Source organism: uncultured Gulosibacter sp., from assembly GCF_963509965.1.
GTDB lineage: Bacteria > Actinomycetota > Actinomycetes > Actinomycetales > Microbacteriaceae > Gulosibacter.
Map to the genome: position 1 here is coordinate 11,604 of NZ_CAUPDE010000013.1, position 14,383 is coordinate 25,986.

Genomic DNA, 14,383 nt, shown 5'->3' on the forward strand with positions numbered 1-14,383 from the left:
CGCTCGAACGCGGCACACCAGTGAAATTTAGAGCTTGATGACCTGATTGAAGGCCAGCTCAACCGGAGTCTCGCGCCCGAACAGCGAAACCAGCACCGTGAGCTTGCCGCTGGCGGTGTTGATTTCGGTGATCGTGCCGTTGAGGCCCTCGAACGAGCCTTCCTTGATGGTGATGGTCTCGCCGATCTCAAACTCAACCTCGGTGATCGGCTGCTTGTCAGCACCACCCTGAGCGGCAGCGGCGCCAGCAGCATCGGAGGGCATCTCGACAGTCGACTTGAGCATCTCGAATGCCTCGTTGAGCCGCAGCGGCACGGGGTTGTGGGCGTTGCCAACGAACCCAGTTACGCCGGGGGTGTGACGCACAACCGACCAGGTGTCTTCGTTGAGGTTCATACGCACCATGACATAACCGGGGATGCGCACACGCGAGACCATCTTGCGTTGGCCCTTCTTGATCTCGACGACATCCTCCATCGGCACCTGAATCTCATAGATGTCGTCTTCAACATCCATGGTCTGGGCGCGCTGGTTGAGGTTTTCACGCACCTTGCGTTCGAAACCGGCATAGGTGTGGATGACATACCACTTGCCGGGGCGGCGGCGCAGTTCTTTCTTGAAGGCAACCAGCGGGTCAATCTCCGCAGCAGCCTCAGCCTCGTCGGTGGTGGCAGCGGCTTGAGCGGCCGCTTCTTCTTCGTTGTCGACATCGAGCACGTCATTCACCTGCTCATCGACCTCGGGGTCGCTCAGCTCGCTGGTGAGTTCGGCCTCGTCGCTGTCATCGTCGAAATCGGCGTCTTCCTGATCGATAGCCGCGGTGATTTCGGCAGCCGAAAACTCGTCGACGCGGTCGCCCTCCTGGGCCTCCTGAACTTCCGAATCCTGCTCTTCAGCCGACTCAAAAAGGTTGTTGGGGTCGGATAGGTTGCGGTCAGACACTTGAACTCTTCTCGTTTCGATCGTTGTGAAGTGAAATCATCGCACCAGCACAGGTAGCTGGAACGGAATGGTCTTATTGCCCCGTCGGTACGGGAGTGGGGATGGCGGTCGGGTCGGGAACTGCCGGCGCCTGCGGGAACAGTTCTGTTCCGTTACCGAATAGCCAGCTCGAGCCAATACCAAAGCCGAAGTCAAGCACCGTGACGATCAGCATCATCACCACGAGGAAGCCGAGCACCACGCCAACATAGCGCCACAGTTCTTTTCGGGTGGGCGTGATCACCTTCTTGAGCTCGGCGGCTACCTCTTGGAAGAACTTCTTAATGCCGCGCGATTCGCGCTCGGCCTTGTGTTTGCTGCGCTTCTCGTTGCGCTTGGGGGTGCGTTTCCCCTTCGGTTCGGTCGCTGCAGCCTTCGCCTTTTTCTTAGCCGACCGAGTCACCGCAGCGTCGTCGGCGGATCGACTCGTCAGCTCGTCGCTTGTCGAGTCGATCCGCTCGTCGTCACGCTCGTCAGTGGCCACGCGATTTCCCCCTGTCGTTGGATGTGGGTGTGATTGTTTTTGGGCACGCCACATGATGCCGTTGGGCAACCCCACCAGGGTACTTCACCGGCACGGATGCGTCCACCCACCCCACCTGCGGCAGCGGTCAAACGGCTCTGGAACCGACCAAAAACACTCGCCGTAGCGACAGTGCTGAAACCTCACGGCGACATAAAACAGAAACCCCGCAATGCTTACCGCGGGGTTCTTCCAGGCGCAGGGCGGACAGGAATCGAACCTGCAACCTGCGGTTTTGGAGACCGCTGCTCTGCCAATTGAGCTACCGCCCTAAGTTTGCCAACCAACTGCTTGCAGTCAGCGACTCGCTTAGTTTAGTCGCTTTCTCACAATCTCGCCATTCAGCGCCGGGCCGCGCATCCAGTCACCATTTACCCACGCCCACGAAACTGTCTGGCCAACCCGACCGCATCCCGACGAATCACATTCATTAGGGGTTAATCTGGAGACATGTCTGCTAACCGACTCTCGCCGCGCATCGCGGCCATTGCCCCCTCCGCAACCCTGAAAGTTGACGGCAAAGCCAAAGCCCTCAAAGCAGAGGGACGCCCCGTCATCTCGTACGCCGCCGGTGAACCCGACTTCGCCACCCCGGCACACGTGATCGACGCTGCACTCGAAGCCGTACGCGACCCCAAGAACCACAAGTACACCGCCAACACCGGTCTGCCCGAGCTGCGCGAAGCAATCGCCGCGAAGACCGCCCGCGACTCGGGTCTTGAGGTGCCGGTCAACCGCATCATCGTCACCAACGGTGGTAAGCAGGCGGTTTTTGAGTCGATCAACGCGATCGTCGGTGAAGGCGACGAGGTGCTACTCCCCACCCCTGCCTGGACCAGCTACCCCGAGGTCATCAAACTTGCTGGCGGCACCACCGTTGAAGTGTTCGCCGGCGCCGACCAAGGCTACAAGGTCACCGTCGAGCAGCTCGAAGCCGCTCGCACTCCTGCCACCAAGGCCATGCTGTTTGTCTCGCCCTCGAACCCCACCGGCGCCGTCTACACCGCCGAAGAAACCCGCGCCATCGGCGAGTGGGCCCTCGCCAACAACGTGTGGGTGATCGCCGACGAGATCTACCAGAACCTCACCTACGGCGGTGTCAAAGCCACCTCGATTGTCGAAGCAGTGCCCGCACTTGCCGACAGCTGCATCCTGGTGAACGGTGTTGCCAAGTCGTTCGCGATGACCGGTTGGCGAGTGGGCTGGATGGTCGCCCCAGAGGATGTGATTGCCGGTGCCGCCAACCTGCAGTCGCACCTCACCAGCAACGTGAACAACATTGCCCAGCGCGCCGCCCTCGCCGCGCTCACCGGGCCGATGGAGCCGATCGAAGAGTTCCGCGTCGCCTTCGACCGCCGCCGCAAGCTCATGGTTGAAGAGCTCAGCCAGGTGCCGGGCTTCCGGGTTCCCACGCCCGAGGGTGCGTTCTATGTCTATGCCGATGTGACCGAGCTGCTCGGTAAAGAGTACGACGGCAAGCAGATCAACACCTCGCTTGAACTCGCCGACTACATCCTCGACAAGGTCGAGGTGGCCATCGTGCCCGGCGAGGCATTCGGGCCGTCGGGCTATGTGCGGCTGAGCTATGCGCTCGGCGACGAACAGCTCGTTGAGGGTGTGCGCCGCATCCGCGACCTGTTCAGCTAACCGCATCCGCTTTCGGCGAGGGCCCTGATCGCTCACGATCGGGGCCCTCGCGGTTTCCGCGCGGCGCACGCCCCGCTCAGCGCTGCCGCGCTGCACACATTCATCCCCGCCTCGCCCTCACACCTCCCCTCCCTGCAGGAAATGGCACCGCCAATCACTAGTGGCACCGGCATGCCGGTGCCACTAGTCGGGCGCGGTGCCACTTTGTGAGAAAACTGCGCGAAGTGGCACCGTTGGCGTGCTTGACCCGCGTCGGCGCCCCGCCTGGTCCCGGCACACATCCATACGTTCACATCCACACGCATACTCATGCCCGCACTCCCCACGTGTATGTCTCCGCGTCATTTGTATGTGGTCTGCCACACACAATTAACGCGAACACACACAAAACCGGTTCGAGGAGGCAAGCGAGCGTAAGCAAGCGCCGCGGCTACGGGATGGTGAAGCTCGTTTCGCTGAGTAGGCGCTGCAGCTCGGCATTGGCGGCAACCGCACCCTCGCCGCCCTCTGCCCACAGCACAATGTGGATGCGGGTGCCAGAGTGCGGCATCAGCCGCTCGTACATCATGATTTCGCCGCCATCACACTGCACCGCCCGCTGCCCCAGCAGCTCAAGCTGGGTGCCGTCACGCCCCTTCAGCACATACTTCTCGGGCTTGCCGACAGTGCGCACTTGGCTCAGACACTCGTCACCGATGCGCAGCAGCTGCGTCTCAGTCAGCGACTGATCCGATTGTGCCGAGGTGTAGAGCCCCGTCTGCCACACTTCAAACCGGGCTGAATAGCTCGGGTCATTCAGGCTCAGCTGCCCCGGACGGTTCAGAATCTCTCGTTTATTCCAATGCTGCGATTTCGGTTGCACCACAGTGAGCCCCTGCGTGAACTGCGCATTCATCGTGATCGGCACGAGCGTGCCCGGCCGCACCGGCTCGGGCGTCGTGGTCGGTAGCGGCGTGCGAGTATCCGCGGGGTCGGTCTCGTCACCGAATCGCAGCGGCTCACCAGTTGGTGCCGCCTCGGGCTGCGCCACCCGGCCACCGGTCACCACCGCTGCGACACCCAACCCCACCACTACCAGTGCGGCAACCACCGCCAGGATGAACAGCCCTGTCGGGCGTCGCAGTTGCACTACCCGATGCGCATCTTGCGACTCGGGTGGATACACCGGCTCTGGCGGCTGGAAATTGTAGCTACGCACCGGGCGCTACACCTCAAGCCCGATGAGGTTCGGTTCGGGCACCAGCAGCACTCCAAACTCCTGCAGCACCCGCGCCCGCACATATCGCGCGAGTTCAGCAATCTGTTCGGCGGTGGCACCGTCACGATTCGTGATGGCAAGTGTGTGCTTCGACGAGATCGCCGCCCCCGAACCGGGCAGCGCAAACCCGCGTTTCACCCCCGCATGGTCGATTAGCCATGCCGCCGAAAGTTTCACCAGCGGCTGACCGTCCTCATCTTCCCCCGCATCAAATTGCGGCGCGTCGGCGGGCAGTTGCACCACAAACTCGCGATGCACCACCGGGTTCACAAAAAACGAGCCACTCGAGCGAGTATCCGGGTCGGCGCTGTCGAGCACCATGCCCTTAGCAGCCCGCAGTTGCAGCACCGCATCCCGCTGCTCAACCACCGGCACCCGGTCACCCAGCTCGACCCCGAGCGCCTTCGCGAGCTGCGCGTAACGAACGGCGGCACCAGCCGCATCCCCCACCCGCTGCAAACGCAACACCACCCGCAACACCAGCGCATGCAGCTGCCCACGTTTGAGAGCCGAGGTGCGGTAGCCAAGGCCGAGCTCGTTCGCAGCCACCCAGCGCACCTCACCGGTGTCGGCGGCAACCACCTCGATGCGTTCAAGCACATCGGCAAGCTCTTGCCCGTAGGCGCCGATATTCTGCACCGGGGCTGCGCCCACTGTGCCGGGGATGCCCGCGAGTGCCTCGATGCCGCTGAGCCCATCGGCAACGGTGCGATCAACGAGCTCGCTCCACGACTCGCCCGCTTCGGCGGTCACCAGCACCCCGTCGGCATCTTCTTCGACAGTGATGCCGCGGGTGCAAACGTGAAGCACCTCGCCGTGAAAACCGGCGTCGGCGACGATCGTGTTCGAGCCGCCACCAATCACCAAGAACGGCTCACCAGCATCAACCAACCGCAGATATTCAGTCGCGAGCGCGTCCCGAGTAGTTGGTGCCACAAGCTGCGCCGTTGCATCCGATACCTGCGTGGTGGTGAGTTCGGCAAAGGTGGTCATGCAGCAAACCTCACGCGCACCTGCGATTTGCCGAGCACCTTCGTGCCGTCGCAGCTCACTTCGAGATCGATACGACCGATGCCGTCGCCATCGGCGAGCTGGGCAACTTTGGCGGTTACGTGTACGTCCGCGCCAGTCACTGGGTCGACCACGACCGGTTTGGTGAACCGCACCTGGTAGTCGACAACGCGGCCGGGGTCGCCGAGCTTGGCAATCAGCGGTTGGATGGCAGCACCCATGGTGAGCATCCCGTGGGCCAGCACTCCCGGCAACCCAACCTCGGTGGCAATATCGTCGCGGTAGTGGATGGGGTTGAAGTCACCCGATGCGCCCGCGTAGCGCACGAGCGAATCGCGGGTGAAGTGCAGGGTCTGCTCGGCGACGGTATCGCCAACTGTCGCGTCGGTGAGATCAATGCCGGTCATTTGCTGCCTCCCACTACGAGCGTTGCGGCACCGGTGAGCACGGTTTCGCCGTGCTGGTCGGTCACCGTGGTGGTCGCCGAAATCATGCCGTTGGCACCGAGCGCACGCACGTTCGTCACCTCGAGCTCGACGGTGAGCTCATCACCGGCGACAATCTGCCGGTTGAAGGTGAAACGTTCGTCACCGTGCACAATGTTCTTCAGTTCGAAGTCGACAAGTTCGTCGGCGAGCATGAGCTGCATCGCGCGGTCTTGTAACACTGCCGAGTAGGTCGTTGGTGCAACCACATCGGCGTAGCCTGCCGCGCGCGCGGCGGCAACATCGGTGTGGATGGGGCTGGTGGCGAACACTGCGCGGGCAAACTCGCGTACGTGCTCGCGACCAACCTGATAGGGCTCGTCGAGCCGGTATCGTCGACCGGCCAGGTCAGGATTCACAGTCACGCATCCCACCCTAACGAGTGCCGGGCCGCAAGCTGCTGAGTCTTGGGATGCAATCGGGATGCTACCGGCGGGCGAGTTCGAAGATCGTGCGGTCGTTCAGCGCGGCCCGCTCGTTGCGCGAGGCACTTTCGCGGCCGCCGAAGAGTTTGCGTTGCGATAGTTCGAGGGTGTTCAGGTCGATGCGCGTGATGGTGTCGTCGGGGATGCGCGTCCAGCCGGCCAGGTCGATGCCCGTGGATGAGAACACCGTGGTGCCGTCGGCCATTTGTAGCATGGCGAGTTTGTAGTAGTCGTGGGCGTGATCGGCGGGCAGCACCGTGGGGTCAATTCCGCAGGCGCGGAACGATTCGTCGGTGACCATCGCGGTTGAGTTGGCGTGCACCACGAGCAGTTCGTCTTCGGTGAGTAGCACCGCGTTGAGGCTTGCTGTTGGGAACTTGGCGCGCAGTTCTTGTACGGCACGTGTCACCCCGTCGGCCACGGTGCCGTCGCTTTCGGCGATCATGCGGCGAACGAATGCGAAATAGCGTTCTGAGTCGGTGCTGCCTTCGACTTCTCGCTGCCAGGGCTCGGGAAGCAGCCGGTCGAGCTCTTCGACCGGGGTGATGGATCCGTTGTGGGCGAAGGCGATGCCGTCGGCTACAAACGGATGCGTGTTGGTTTTAGTGCGTTTGTGCGCGTCGGTTGCCAGCCGCAGGTGCACCAGGCGTGCGTAGGAGGGCACCGAGAGCAATGCCGAGTTGAGCATCGGGTCGTGTTGGCCGGGAGTCGATACCCGCACCGATTCGACCTCGGGTACGGTTTCGCCCGGCCCGGCGGCAAGCCAGGCGCTGCCCCAGCCGTCATTGTGGATCGTGGTCATCTGCTGGAAGGCTTCGGCGTTGCTCACACCAATCACCTCGCCCACCGTGGTTTCGACGGGGGCGGCGTAGGCAAATAGTCGGCACATCGTTTTTCCTTCGGGCGCGGTTGCGCGGTGCCCCAATTGTTGCACTGAACGGGTTCATGGGCGGGATGCGGGCAACTTTGGGTCACAATCTGCGCCCCGTTCTGCACCCGGGTCAGATCTGGCCCGCACACTCCGAGACGTTGCCGCGGATTAGTGCAAGGATGGAAGCGCTATGGCAAATGAAATGTGGTGGTCGCTTTTGGCTGCGGCCGAAACGGATAGCCCCAGCCACGGTGCCTCCACCGGTGACACTGTGATGTGGTGGATCGGCGGCATTATCGTGGCGGTGTTTTTCGGCGCGATCGTGCTGCGCACGCTGCGTCGAAACCGGTTGCGGAAATGACCGACGCAGTGCTGGTGCGCGGCGTGCTGCTCGATATGGATGGCACGCTGGTCGATTCGACACCGCTGGTTGAGGCGATCTGGGGCGAGTTTGCTGCCGCTCACGATCTGGATGTGCGCGAGATTTTGCGCTATTCGCACGGGCTGCCAACGATCTCGACTGTACGGCGGGCAATGCCGGATGCGGATGCGGCCACCCAGCAGCACTGGTGCGACTGGGTTGAGGCCGAGGGTTTGCGTCGCACCGAGGGCATTGTTGAGGTGCCGGGTGCGGCCGCGTTCATCCGCCGCGCACAGCAGCTGGGGCTGCCGATGGCGATTGTCACCTCGGCCCCGCTCGAGCTGGCACGTCGCCGGTTTGCGATTGCCGGGGTGCCGATGCCCGAGCCGCGGGTGACGATCGAGTTGGTCGAGCGTGGAAAACCGCATCCCGAACCGTTTTTGCGTGGGGCTGCGGCGCTGGGGTTTGCTGCCAGCGAGCTGCTGGCGTTTGAGGATGGGGCCGCGGGCCTTGCTTCGGCTGCTGCCGCGGGTGCGGGATGCGTGGTGGTGGGTGATTTTGCCGGAAACGAGGCTCGCGGGCTGCCGCGCATCACCCACTGGGATCAGGTGTGTGTGCAGCCGGCCCGCGAGCTCGGATATTTCTCGGTTGCGTTCGGCTAGTCGCGCACAACCATCATGGTTTGCACGGCCGAGTCGGCCGCCCCGCGCACATAGCCGCCGCGTACCGCTGCCGATGCCTGCAGAAAGTCGACTACTTCGGCGGTGATCTCTTCGCCGGGCAGCACGTTGGGGATGCCCGGCGGATATGCGGCGAGTGATGCCGCCGAAATGCGGCCGATTGCCTCGTGGGCGGGCACGATCTCGGCATCTGCGAAGTATGCCTCGCGCGGCAGGCTGTGAATCGGGCCGGTTGGTGGTAGTTGCGGCAGCGTCACTGCGAAGCGTTCGCTATCGGGCACGGTCATCTCATCGAGTGCCTTGATAACGGGTTCAATAGACGGCGATTTACCGAAGCCGATCACCAGCACGATGGTCGAGGCGGTGGCCATTTCAACGTAGATGCCGTGTTTGTTGGCGAGCAGGTTGCGCACCGCGTGGCCGTCGAGTCCGGTTGCGCGCACGTCGATGGGGATGCGTAGCGGGTCGTAGCCGACGATGTCGTCGTAGCGGTCGAATGAGTCAGAAACCACCGGGTAGCGCCCGTTCGCGCGCAGGAGTTCACGGGCGTGGGCGGCGTTGGCGATCGACTGTTCGTAGTGGTCGCCGCCGCACACGAGGTCGCGGCGGGCCAGATCGAGTGAGGCGAGCAGCAGTGATGATTCGCTCGTGGATGCGGTCATGGCGTGGGCGCGAGCAACGAGCGGTTCGAGACGGTCGGCGAACTCGCCGTGGCCCAGATGCAGCATGGCCGACTGGGTGAGCGAGTTGGTGAGTTTGTGGGTCGACATGATCGACAGGTCGGCGCCCTGACGCAGCGGCGACTGGGCGAGCTGCGGGTGGAAGCCGAAGTGTGCGCCCCAGGCGCAGTCGACGATCAGCGCCGCACCGCGGGCGTGTACAACCTCGGCAATGGCGGGGATGTCGGCGACGGCACCAAAGTAGCTGGGCGACACGACATACACGGCGGTGGGGTTGCCGGGGTGTGCATCCATTGCCGCTGCCACCGATTCGGCGGTGACGCCGTGGGCGATGCCGAGCTCGGTGTCGATAGTGGGCTGCACATAGGTGGGGTTGAGGCCGGCGAGGATCACGCCGTCGACGAAGCTCGAGTGCGCACTGCGCTGCATTACGATGTCGGGGCCGAGCGAGCGGATGGCCAGGGCCGCGGTGCGGTTACCCTGCGTTGAACCGTTGGTGAGAAACCAGGTGCGGCGGGCTCCCCAGGCTTCGGCGGCAAGCTCCATGGCCTGCGTGCGGGGCGAGTTTTCACCCAGATCGATGCCGTCAATCATTGGCGGCACATCGAGTTCGACTGCGCGGTCGCCGAAGTATTCGGCTAGTGACGACCCGGCACCGTCGGCGGTGGCGCCGTGTCCGGGCACATAGAACGAGAGTGTTGAGGCCTTGGCGAGCCGGTTGAGGGCTCGCGCGTAGGGTGCGCCCTCGGTTACGGCTTCGTCGCCGTCGGGCACTGATGTAAATGCAAGCGTCATGACGGTTACGTTATTCATTGAGTTTGCCATTGAGAATGGCATCATCAGCAAGTAGCCTCATACTCGCTATGAAACTTGATGAGAAGTCACCGGATGCGCTACTCGATGTGCGAGGGATGCTCGCGCTGGCTGCCGTGGCCGAGTTCGGTTCGGTTGCGGCCGCAGCTGCGAAGCTTGGCTGGTCACATCCCACCGCCGATCACCACCTGCGCAGACTCGAATCGAGCCTGGGCGGCAAACTGCTGGAACGTCATCCGCGCGGCTCCAAGCTCACCGAATTTGGTGAGGTGATCGCGGCTCAGGCGAGGCGAGCGCTCACGCTCAACACCGAAACTCGCGAGCTGGCCACCAGCTGGCTCGAACACCGCGCCCAGCGCGTGCGGCTCGGGGTTTTCCCCACCGCCGCGGGACTGATTCCGGCCGCGGTGCAGCTGGCCACGAAAGCGGGCATCGACCTGGTGGTTTCGCTAGATGAAACCGTTTCGCTGCGCGCTGGGCTTGAAGCCGGCGATCTCGATATTGCGGTGCTGTTTACCGCGGGGCCGCGCTCCGGTAGTCGCGCCGACGGCCACTCGGTGCAATTGCTGCGAAGCGAACCGATGCTGCTGGCCACATCGAGCGACCATCCGCACGCCAATAATGTCGGCGTGCGGCTGCGCGACTTTGCGGCCGACCGCTGGGCGGTTGGTGCATCCGACCACGACCCGGTCGACAGCGAGATCGCTCGCCGCTGCAAGCTGGCCGGTTTTTCGCAGCGGGTTGGGATGCGCTCAGATGACTACCGGGTGATTCTGCGTCTGGTTGCCGAGGGGCTATTCGTGGCGGCAGTTCCGGCGTCGGTTGTCGATTCGGACGATCCGCGGCTGCGACTGCTGCCGTTTACCGAGCCGCTTCTGCACCGTGACACGGTGATTGCCACGGGCCGCCGTGACCCGGCGATTGGCGCCGTGATTTCGGCGCTGCGCCAGGCTGCTGGCGAGGTGTTCGACGCCCAGCATCTGCCGGCAGCACAGTAGCCGCCGCGGCGTTTGTGCGCGCTGGCCGCATAAATGCCTGTGGGCACCGACCGAAGTCGATGCCCACAGTGTCTGCTGCGCTATTCAGAACGTCAGCGTGGTGCGCGTCGTCTTACGCACCGGTGTTCTCGGCGTAGCGGAACAGCTTCTTGTTCGCGAACTCGAGGATACCCACGCGACCCATCTCGCGACCGTAACCCGACTTCTTCACGCCACCGAACGGCACGTCAGCACCCTCGAGGCCGGCGCCGCCGATGAACACCATGCCCACGTCGAGCTGGTTACCGATTTGCTCGGCGCGCTCGAGGTCGTCGCAGATGATGATCGAACCGAGACCGTACGGCGACGAGTTGGCCAGTTCGATCGCCTCTTCGTCACTCGACACCTTGTAGAGCTGTGCTACGGGGCCGAACAGCTCCTCGCTGTAGACGTCCATGTCGGGGGTGACGTTGCCGATGACGGTCGGGGTGTAAACGTTGCCCTCGGGCTCGTTGTTACCCACGAGAATCTCAGCGCCCTGATCGACAGCACGACCAACCTGCTCGGTCAGGGTCTTGGTGGCCCCATCCGACGAGAGCGGGCCGAAGTCGCCCTTCTCGTACGACTGGCCACCGATAGCGGCGACGAACTTCTCGGCGAACTCGTCGTAGTACTTGTCCATAACGACAATGCGCTTCGAGCCGTTGCAGGCCTGGCCGGTGTTCTCCATGCGACCGCCGACCGCGTGTTCGACGGCGTGGTCGATGTCGTTGGTGTCGAGCACGAGGAAGACATCCGAACCACCGAGCTCGAGCACGCACTTCTTGAGCGCACGACCCGCCTGCTCGGCGACGATCGCGCCGGCGCGCTCCGAACCGGTGAGCGAAACACCCTGCACGCGGTCGTCAGCGATCATGGTCGAAAGCTGCTCGTGGTTGGCGAACACGTTGACATAGGCACCCTCAGGGAAACCTGCGTCGAGGAAGATCTGCTGCAGCGCGAGTGCCGACTCGGGGCACTGGCTGGCGTGCTTGAGGATGACGGTGTTACCGAGGATGAGGTTCGGCACCGCAAAACGAGCCACCTGGTAGTAGGGGTAGTTCCACGGCATGATGCCGAGAATCACGCCCAGGCCCTGGAAGCGGAAGAAAGACTTGAGGCCGTCTTCAACCTCGAGCGGTTCGTCAGCAAGCCACTCCTCAGCGTTCTTGGCGAACGCTTCGGTGATCGCACCCGAGAACTCCGCCTCGCCCACCGACTGGTCGAGCGGCTTGCCCATCTCGCGGTTGATGATCGCGGCGAGCTCGTCTTTGCGCTCTTCGAACAGCTCTGCGGCACGCTGGGCGAGCTTGGCACGCTCAGCAACGGTGGTCTTGCGCGACCAGTTCTGGTAGGCCGACTGGGCGCTGGCGAGCGCGGCTTCGATGTCTGCGTTGGTTGCAGCTGGGTACTCCTTGACCGTCTCACCGGTCGCGGGGTTGGTGACTGCGAAATTGGCCATTTCTGTCTACTCCTTATTTCTTCGTTGAATCGGACTCGAAATGAAACCCGTTTATTACTCCGTAGGGGGCAGTTTACGGGGCTGATCCTGGGGATTCAAGACGCGCATCCTGAACGCTCACCTTGGGTTGATCAGGTGATCAGTGCCACGTTCTACGCTTACACATCAACGAGGCCGCACGCTGAAAAGATCCCGATACCCATGCATCCAATACCTCTCACCCACGAGTTCGCCGATCGACTACCCGAGCTCGCACACCCCTGGCGTGCCGAACCATGCCCATCAGCGCAGCTGGTGGTGCTCAACGAATCACTCGCGCAGCAGCTCGGCCTAGATGCCGAATGGCTCGCCACTGCCGAAGGTGCTGGCTGGCTCACCGGCGCCAATCTGGATGCAGCAGCCCGGCCGGTAGCGCAGGCATATTCGGGGCACCAGTTCGGTGGGTTGTCACCGCTGCTCGGCGATGGGCGGGCGCTGCTAGTGGGCGAACTCGCCACCCCGGGCGGGTTGGTCGATGTGCACCTCAAAGGTTCGGGCCCCACACCGTTTGCCCGCGCCGGCGCCGACGGCAGGGCAACACTCGGCCCCATGCTGCGCGAGCTGATCGTGAGCGAGGCGATGCATGCGCTCGGCGTGCCGACAACTCGCTCGCTCGCGGTGCTCACCACCGGGCGGCCGGTGTTTCGCCGCGGTCGTGAGCCTGGCGCCATCCTCGTGCGCACCGCATCCAGCCACCTGCGCGTGGGGTCGTTTCAATTTGCGGCTATGCGCGGCGACCGGGCACTGCTGCAAAGGCTCGCCGACTACGCCATCGAACGGCACTATCCAGAACTGGCCGAACACGAAAAACCGTATCTGGCGCTGCTGCGAGCAGTGATCAGCGCGCAGGCACACACAGTTGCGAAATGGATGCTCACCGGGTTCATCCACGGGGTGATGAACACCGACAATATGACCATCAGCGGTGAAACTCTTGACTACGGGCCCTGCGCGTTCATTGACAGCTACGACCCGGCAACCGTGTTCAGCTCGATCGACACTGAGGGCCGCTATGCCTACCACCGGCAACCGGCAATGGCCGAGTGGAACCTGACCCGTTTTGCCGAGACACTACTGCCGTTACTCGATGACAACACCGAACGGGGCGTTGAGCTGGCGCAATCGGCGCTCGCTGGGTTTACCGACGAGTATGAGCGGCAGTTTGCTCGGGGCATCGGCGAAAAACTCGGGCTGGCCGCTGACGCAGCTGAGTTCAAAAGCAAATCTGGCAGCCAACACGCGCTATCCGCATCCTGTGGCGCAGATCTTCCGCTGAGCTCACTCGTAGAGGAGCTCTTCAACCTGATGCGGCGACTCAAGCTTGACTTCACCGGCACCTTCCGCGCGCTCACCGCGGCAGCCGCCGGCCACCGAGAACCAGTTGCCCAGCTGCTCCCGAACGCCGACGCCGAGTTCGACACCTGGCTGCGCAGCTGGAAAGCACTCGCACCCGATGCGGCAGTGATGCAGCGCGCAAACCCGGTGGTGGTTCCGCGCAATCACGCGGTCGAGCGGGCGCTGCAAGAGGCCGTCGGAGGTGATGCCGCTGAGCTGTTTGCGCTGCTTGAGGCGGTAACCGATCCGTTCACTGAACGCGCCGACCGCGAGCGATTCACGCAGCCAGCACCCGCCGACTTCTCGCGCCACTACCAGACATTCTGTGGCACCTAGGGTCGCTTCTAGATCTTGTCGGAGTACTTGTTGAAGCCCGCGGGCGGAACCGCACAGGGGCTCCACACATCGATGATCACCATGGGCAGGTCGTCACTGCGGTCGATGGTTGAAATGATCGCCGAGTAGCCGTCGGCGCTGCGGAACTGTTTGCGGTGAGGCTGTGACTTGGTGGGAATGTCAGTTTCTCGCCACCCCAGCTCGCGCAGACCCCGCTCGATGATTTCGGCGACGGCCTGCCCGTCGGCGCCTTCAATCAGCCGCACGGCCGAACCGCCCGGATACGAAAACAGGCCGTTATCGCAAGCCATTGGGGTGATTTTCACTGTGCCGGGTTCGGGCAGTTTGTCTTCTGAGCGCAGCTCAGCGGGAATCAATGCCACCAGTGACTTTTGCACGCGAACCGACTCGTGTTTCGCTTCTGCCAGGGTGATTGCCATTGCGCTCTCCTCTCGAACGG

At 63.2% G+C, this 14,383-nt stretch carries 15 protein-coding genes and 1 tRNA gene; 5 read left to right on the forward strand and 11 right to left on the reverse strand.

The genetic code is table 11. The features are described from left to right. Window positions 1–27: 27 nt before the first annotated feature. From nusG to RQ865_RS08415, 3 genes are all read right to left on the reverse strand, one after another. The gene (gene nusG / locus RQ865_RS08405; protein WP_311478807.1) at window positions 28–942 is read right to left on the reverse strand and encodes a transcription termination/antitermination protein NusG; all 915 of its coding nucleotides are present in this window, start codon (window positions 940–942) and stop codon (window positions 28–30) included. A gap of 73 nt (window positions 943–1,015) precedes the next feature. Then, window positions 1,016–1,465: a preprotein translocase subunit SecE gene (gene secE / locus RQ865_RS08410; RefSeq protein ID WP_311478808.1), complete on the reverse strand. Its 450-nt coding sequence runs from the start codon at window positions 1,463–1,465 to the stop codon at window positions 1,016–1,018. Between the two features lie 238 nt (window positions 1,466–1,703). Continuing rightward, window positions 1,704–1,776 (reverse strand) — tRNA-Trp (locus RQ865_RS08415). Between the two features lie 178 nt (window positions 1,777–1,954). On the opposite strand from RQ865_RS08415, the gene RQ865_RS08420 reads away from it, so the two are divergent. Next, window positions 1,955–3,151: a pyridoxal phosphate-dependent aminotransferase gene (locus RQ865_RS08420; protein ID WP_311478809.1), complete on the forward strand. Its 1,197-nt coding sequence runs from the start codon at window positions 1,955–1,957 to the stop codon at window positions 3,149–3,151. A gap of 430 nt (window positions 3,152–3,581) precedes the next feature. Here the strand turns inward: RQ865_RS08420 and RQ865_RS08425 are convergent, their stop codons facing one another. From RQ865_RS08425 to RQ865_RS08445, 5 genes are all read right to left on the reverse strand, one after another. Then, entirely contained in the window at window positions 3,582–4,349 is a 768-nt protein-coding gene (locus RQ865_RS08425; RefSeq protein WP_311478810.1) for a hypothetical protein, read from the reverse strand. 6 nt (window positions 4,350–4,355) lie between these two features. Further along, window positions 4,356–5,402 carry a UDP-N-acetylmuramate dehydrogenase gene (locus RQ865_RS08430; protein ID WP_311478811.1) on the reverse strand — a complete coding sequence of 349 codons (1,047 nt, stop codon included), beginning with the start codon at window positions 5,400–5,402 and terminating at the stop codon, window positions 4,356–4,358. Then, window positions 5,399–5,827: a MaoC/PaaZ C-terminal domain-containing protein gene (locus tag RQ865_RS08435; protein ID WP_311478812.1), complete on the reverse strand. Its 429-nt coding sequence runs from the start codon at window positions 5,825–5,827 to the stop codon at window positions 5,399–5,401. The genes RQ865_RS08430 and RQ865_RS08435 overlap by 4 nt, the downstream gene beginning before the upstream one ends. Continuing rightward, complete coding sequence (locus RQ865_RS08440) at window positions 5,824–6,270, reverse strand: MaoC family dehydratase N-terminal domain-containing protein (RefSeq protein ID WP_311478814.1); 447 nt, start codon at window positions 6,268–6,270, stop codon at window positions 5,824–5,826. Before RQ865_RS08440 ends, RQ865_RS08435 begins: the two co-directional genes overlap by 4 nt. Before the next feature lie 61 nt (window positions 6,271–6,331). Further along, window positions 6,332–7,219 carry a class II glutamine amidotransferase gene (locus RQ865_RS08445; RefSeq protein WP_311478815.1) on the reverse strand — a complete coding sequence of 296 codons (888 nt, stop codon included), beginning with the start codon at window positions 7,217–7,219 and terminating at the stop codon, window positions 6,332–6,334. Window positions 7,220–7,391: 172 nt separating this feature from the next. Between RQ865_RS08445 and RQ865_RS08450 the strand changes: the two genes are divergently transcribed. Then, window positions 7,392–7,562, forward strand: a complete 171-nt coding sequence (locus RQ865_RS08450; RefSeq protein ID WP_311478816.1) for a hypothetical protein — start codon at window positions 7,392–7,394, stop codon at window positions 7,560–7,562. Continuing rightward, the gene (locus tag RQ865_RS08455) at window positions 7,559–8,224 is read left to right on the forward strand and encodes an HAD-IA family hydrolase (RefSeq protein WP_311478818.1); all 666 of its coding nucleotides are present in this window, start codon (window positions 7,559–7,561) and stop codon (window positions 8,222–8,224) included. The genes RQ865_RS08450 and RQ865_RS08455 overlap by 4 nt, the downstream gene beginning before the upstream one ends. On the opposite strand, the gene RQ865_RS08460 is transcribed toward RQ865_RS08455, so the two are convergent. Continuing rightward, on the reverse strand, window positions 8,221–9,717 hold the full coding sequence (locus RQ865_RS08460; protein ID WP_311478820.1) for an amino acid decarboxylase: 1,497 nt from the start codon (window positions 9,715–9,717) through the stop codon (window positions 8,221–8,223). The two genes, RQ865_RS08455 and RQ865_RS08460, sit on opposite strands and share 4 nt — an antisense overlap. Window positions 9,718–9,785: 68 nt before the next feature. Here RQ865_RS08460 and RQ865_RS08465 point away from each other — a divergent pair, with 68 nt between their 5' ends. Then, a complete protein-coding gene (locus RQ865_RS08465; RefSeq protein WP_311478821.1) occupies window positions 9,786–10,733 on the forward strand; it encodes a LysR family transcriptional regulator in 948 nt (315 codons plus the stop codon). A 112-nt stretch (window positions 10,734–10,845) separates the two neighbouring features. On the opposite strand, the gene RQ865_RS08470 is transcribed toward RQ865_RS08465, so the two are convergent. After that, on the reverse strand, window positions 10,846–12,213 hold the full coding sequence (locus tag RQ865_RS08470; protein ID WP_311478822.1) for an NAD-dependent succinate-semialdehyde dehydrogenase: 1,368 nt from the start codon (window positions 12,211–12,213) through the stop codon (window positions 10,846–10,848). Between the two features lie 201 nt (window positions 12,214–12,414). Between RQ865_RS08470 and RQ865_RS08475 the strand changes: the two genes are divergently transcribed. Further along, entirely contained in the window at window positions 12,415–13,923 is a 1,509-nt protein-coding gene (locus tag RQ865_RS08475; RefSeq protein ID WP_311478824.1) for a protein adenylyltransferase SelO family protein, read from the forward strand. An 8-nt stretch (window positions 13,924–13,931) separates the two neighbouring features. On the opposite strand, the gene RQ865_RS08480 is transcribed toward RQ865_RS08475, so the two are convergent. Beyond that, on the reverse strand, window positions 13,932–14,363 hold the full coding sequence (locus RQ865_RS08480; protein ID WP_311478825.1) for a hypothetical protein: 432 nt from the start codon (window positions 14,361–14,363) through the stop codon (window positions 13,932–13,934). Window positions 14,364–14,383 lie beyond the last annotated feature (20 nt).

Excerpts from the sequence above, each read along its gene's own strand:
- RQ865_RS08420 (WP_311478809.1), top strand. The coding sequence starts at position 1,955 with ATGTCTGCTAACCGACTCTCGCCGCGCATCGCGGCCATTGCCCCCTCC.
- RQ865_RS08430 (WP_311478811.1), bottom strand. The coding sequence starts at position 5,402 with ATGACCACCTTTGCCGAACTCACCACCACGCAGGTATCGGATGCAACG.
- RQ865_RS08435 (WP_311478812.1), bottom strand. The coding sequence starts at position 5,827 with ATGACCGGCATTGATCTCACCGACGCGACAGTTGGCGATACCGTCGCC.
- RQ865_RS08445 (WP_311478815.1), bottom strand. The coding sequence starts at position 7,219 with ATGTGCCGACTATTTGCCTACGCCGCCCCCGTCGAAACCACGGTGGGC.
- RQ865_RS08450 (WP_311478816.1), top strand. The coding sequence starts at position 7,392 with ATGGCAAATGAAATGTGGTGGTCGCTTTTGGCTGCGGCCGAAACGGAT.
- RQ865_RS08455 (WP_311478818.1), top strand. The coding sequence starts at position 7,559 with ATGACCGACGCAGTGCTGGTGCGCGGCGTGCTGCTCGATATGGATGGC.
- RQ865_RS08460 (WP_311478820.1), bottom strand. The coding sequence starts at position 9,717 with ATGACGCTTGCATTTACATCAGTGCCCGACGGCGACGAAGCCGTAACC.
- RQ865_RS08465 (WP_311478821.1), top strand. The coding sequence starts at position 9,786 with ATGAAACTTGATGAGAAGTCACCGGATGCGCTACTCGATGTGCGAGGG.
- RQ865_RS08470 (WP_311478822.1), bottom strand. The coding sequence starts at position 12,213 with ATGGCCAATTTCGCAGTCACCAACCCCGCGACCGGTGAGACGGTCAAG.
- RQ865_RS08475 (WP_311478824.1), top strand. The coding sequence starts at position 12,415 with ATGCATCCAATACCTCTCACCCACGAGTTCGCCGATCGACTACCCGAG.
- RQ865_RS08480 (WP_311478825.1), bottom strand. The coding sequence starts at position 14,363 with ATGGCAATCACCCTGGCAGAAGCGAAACACGAGTCGGTTCGCGTGCAA.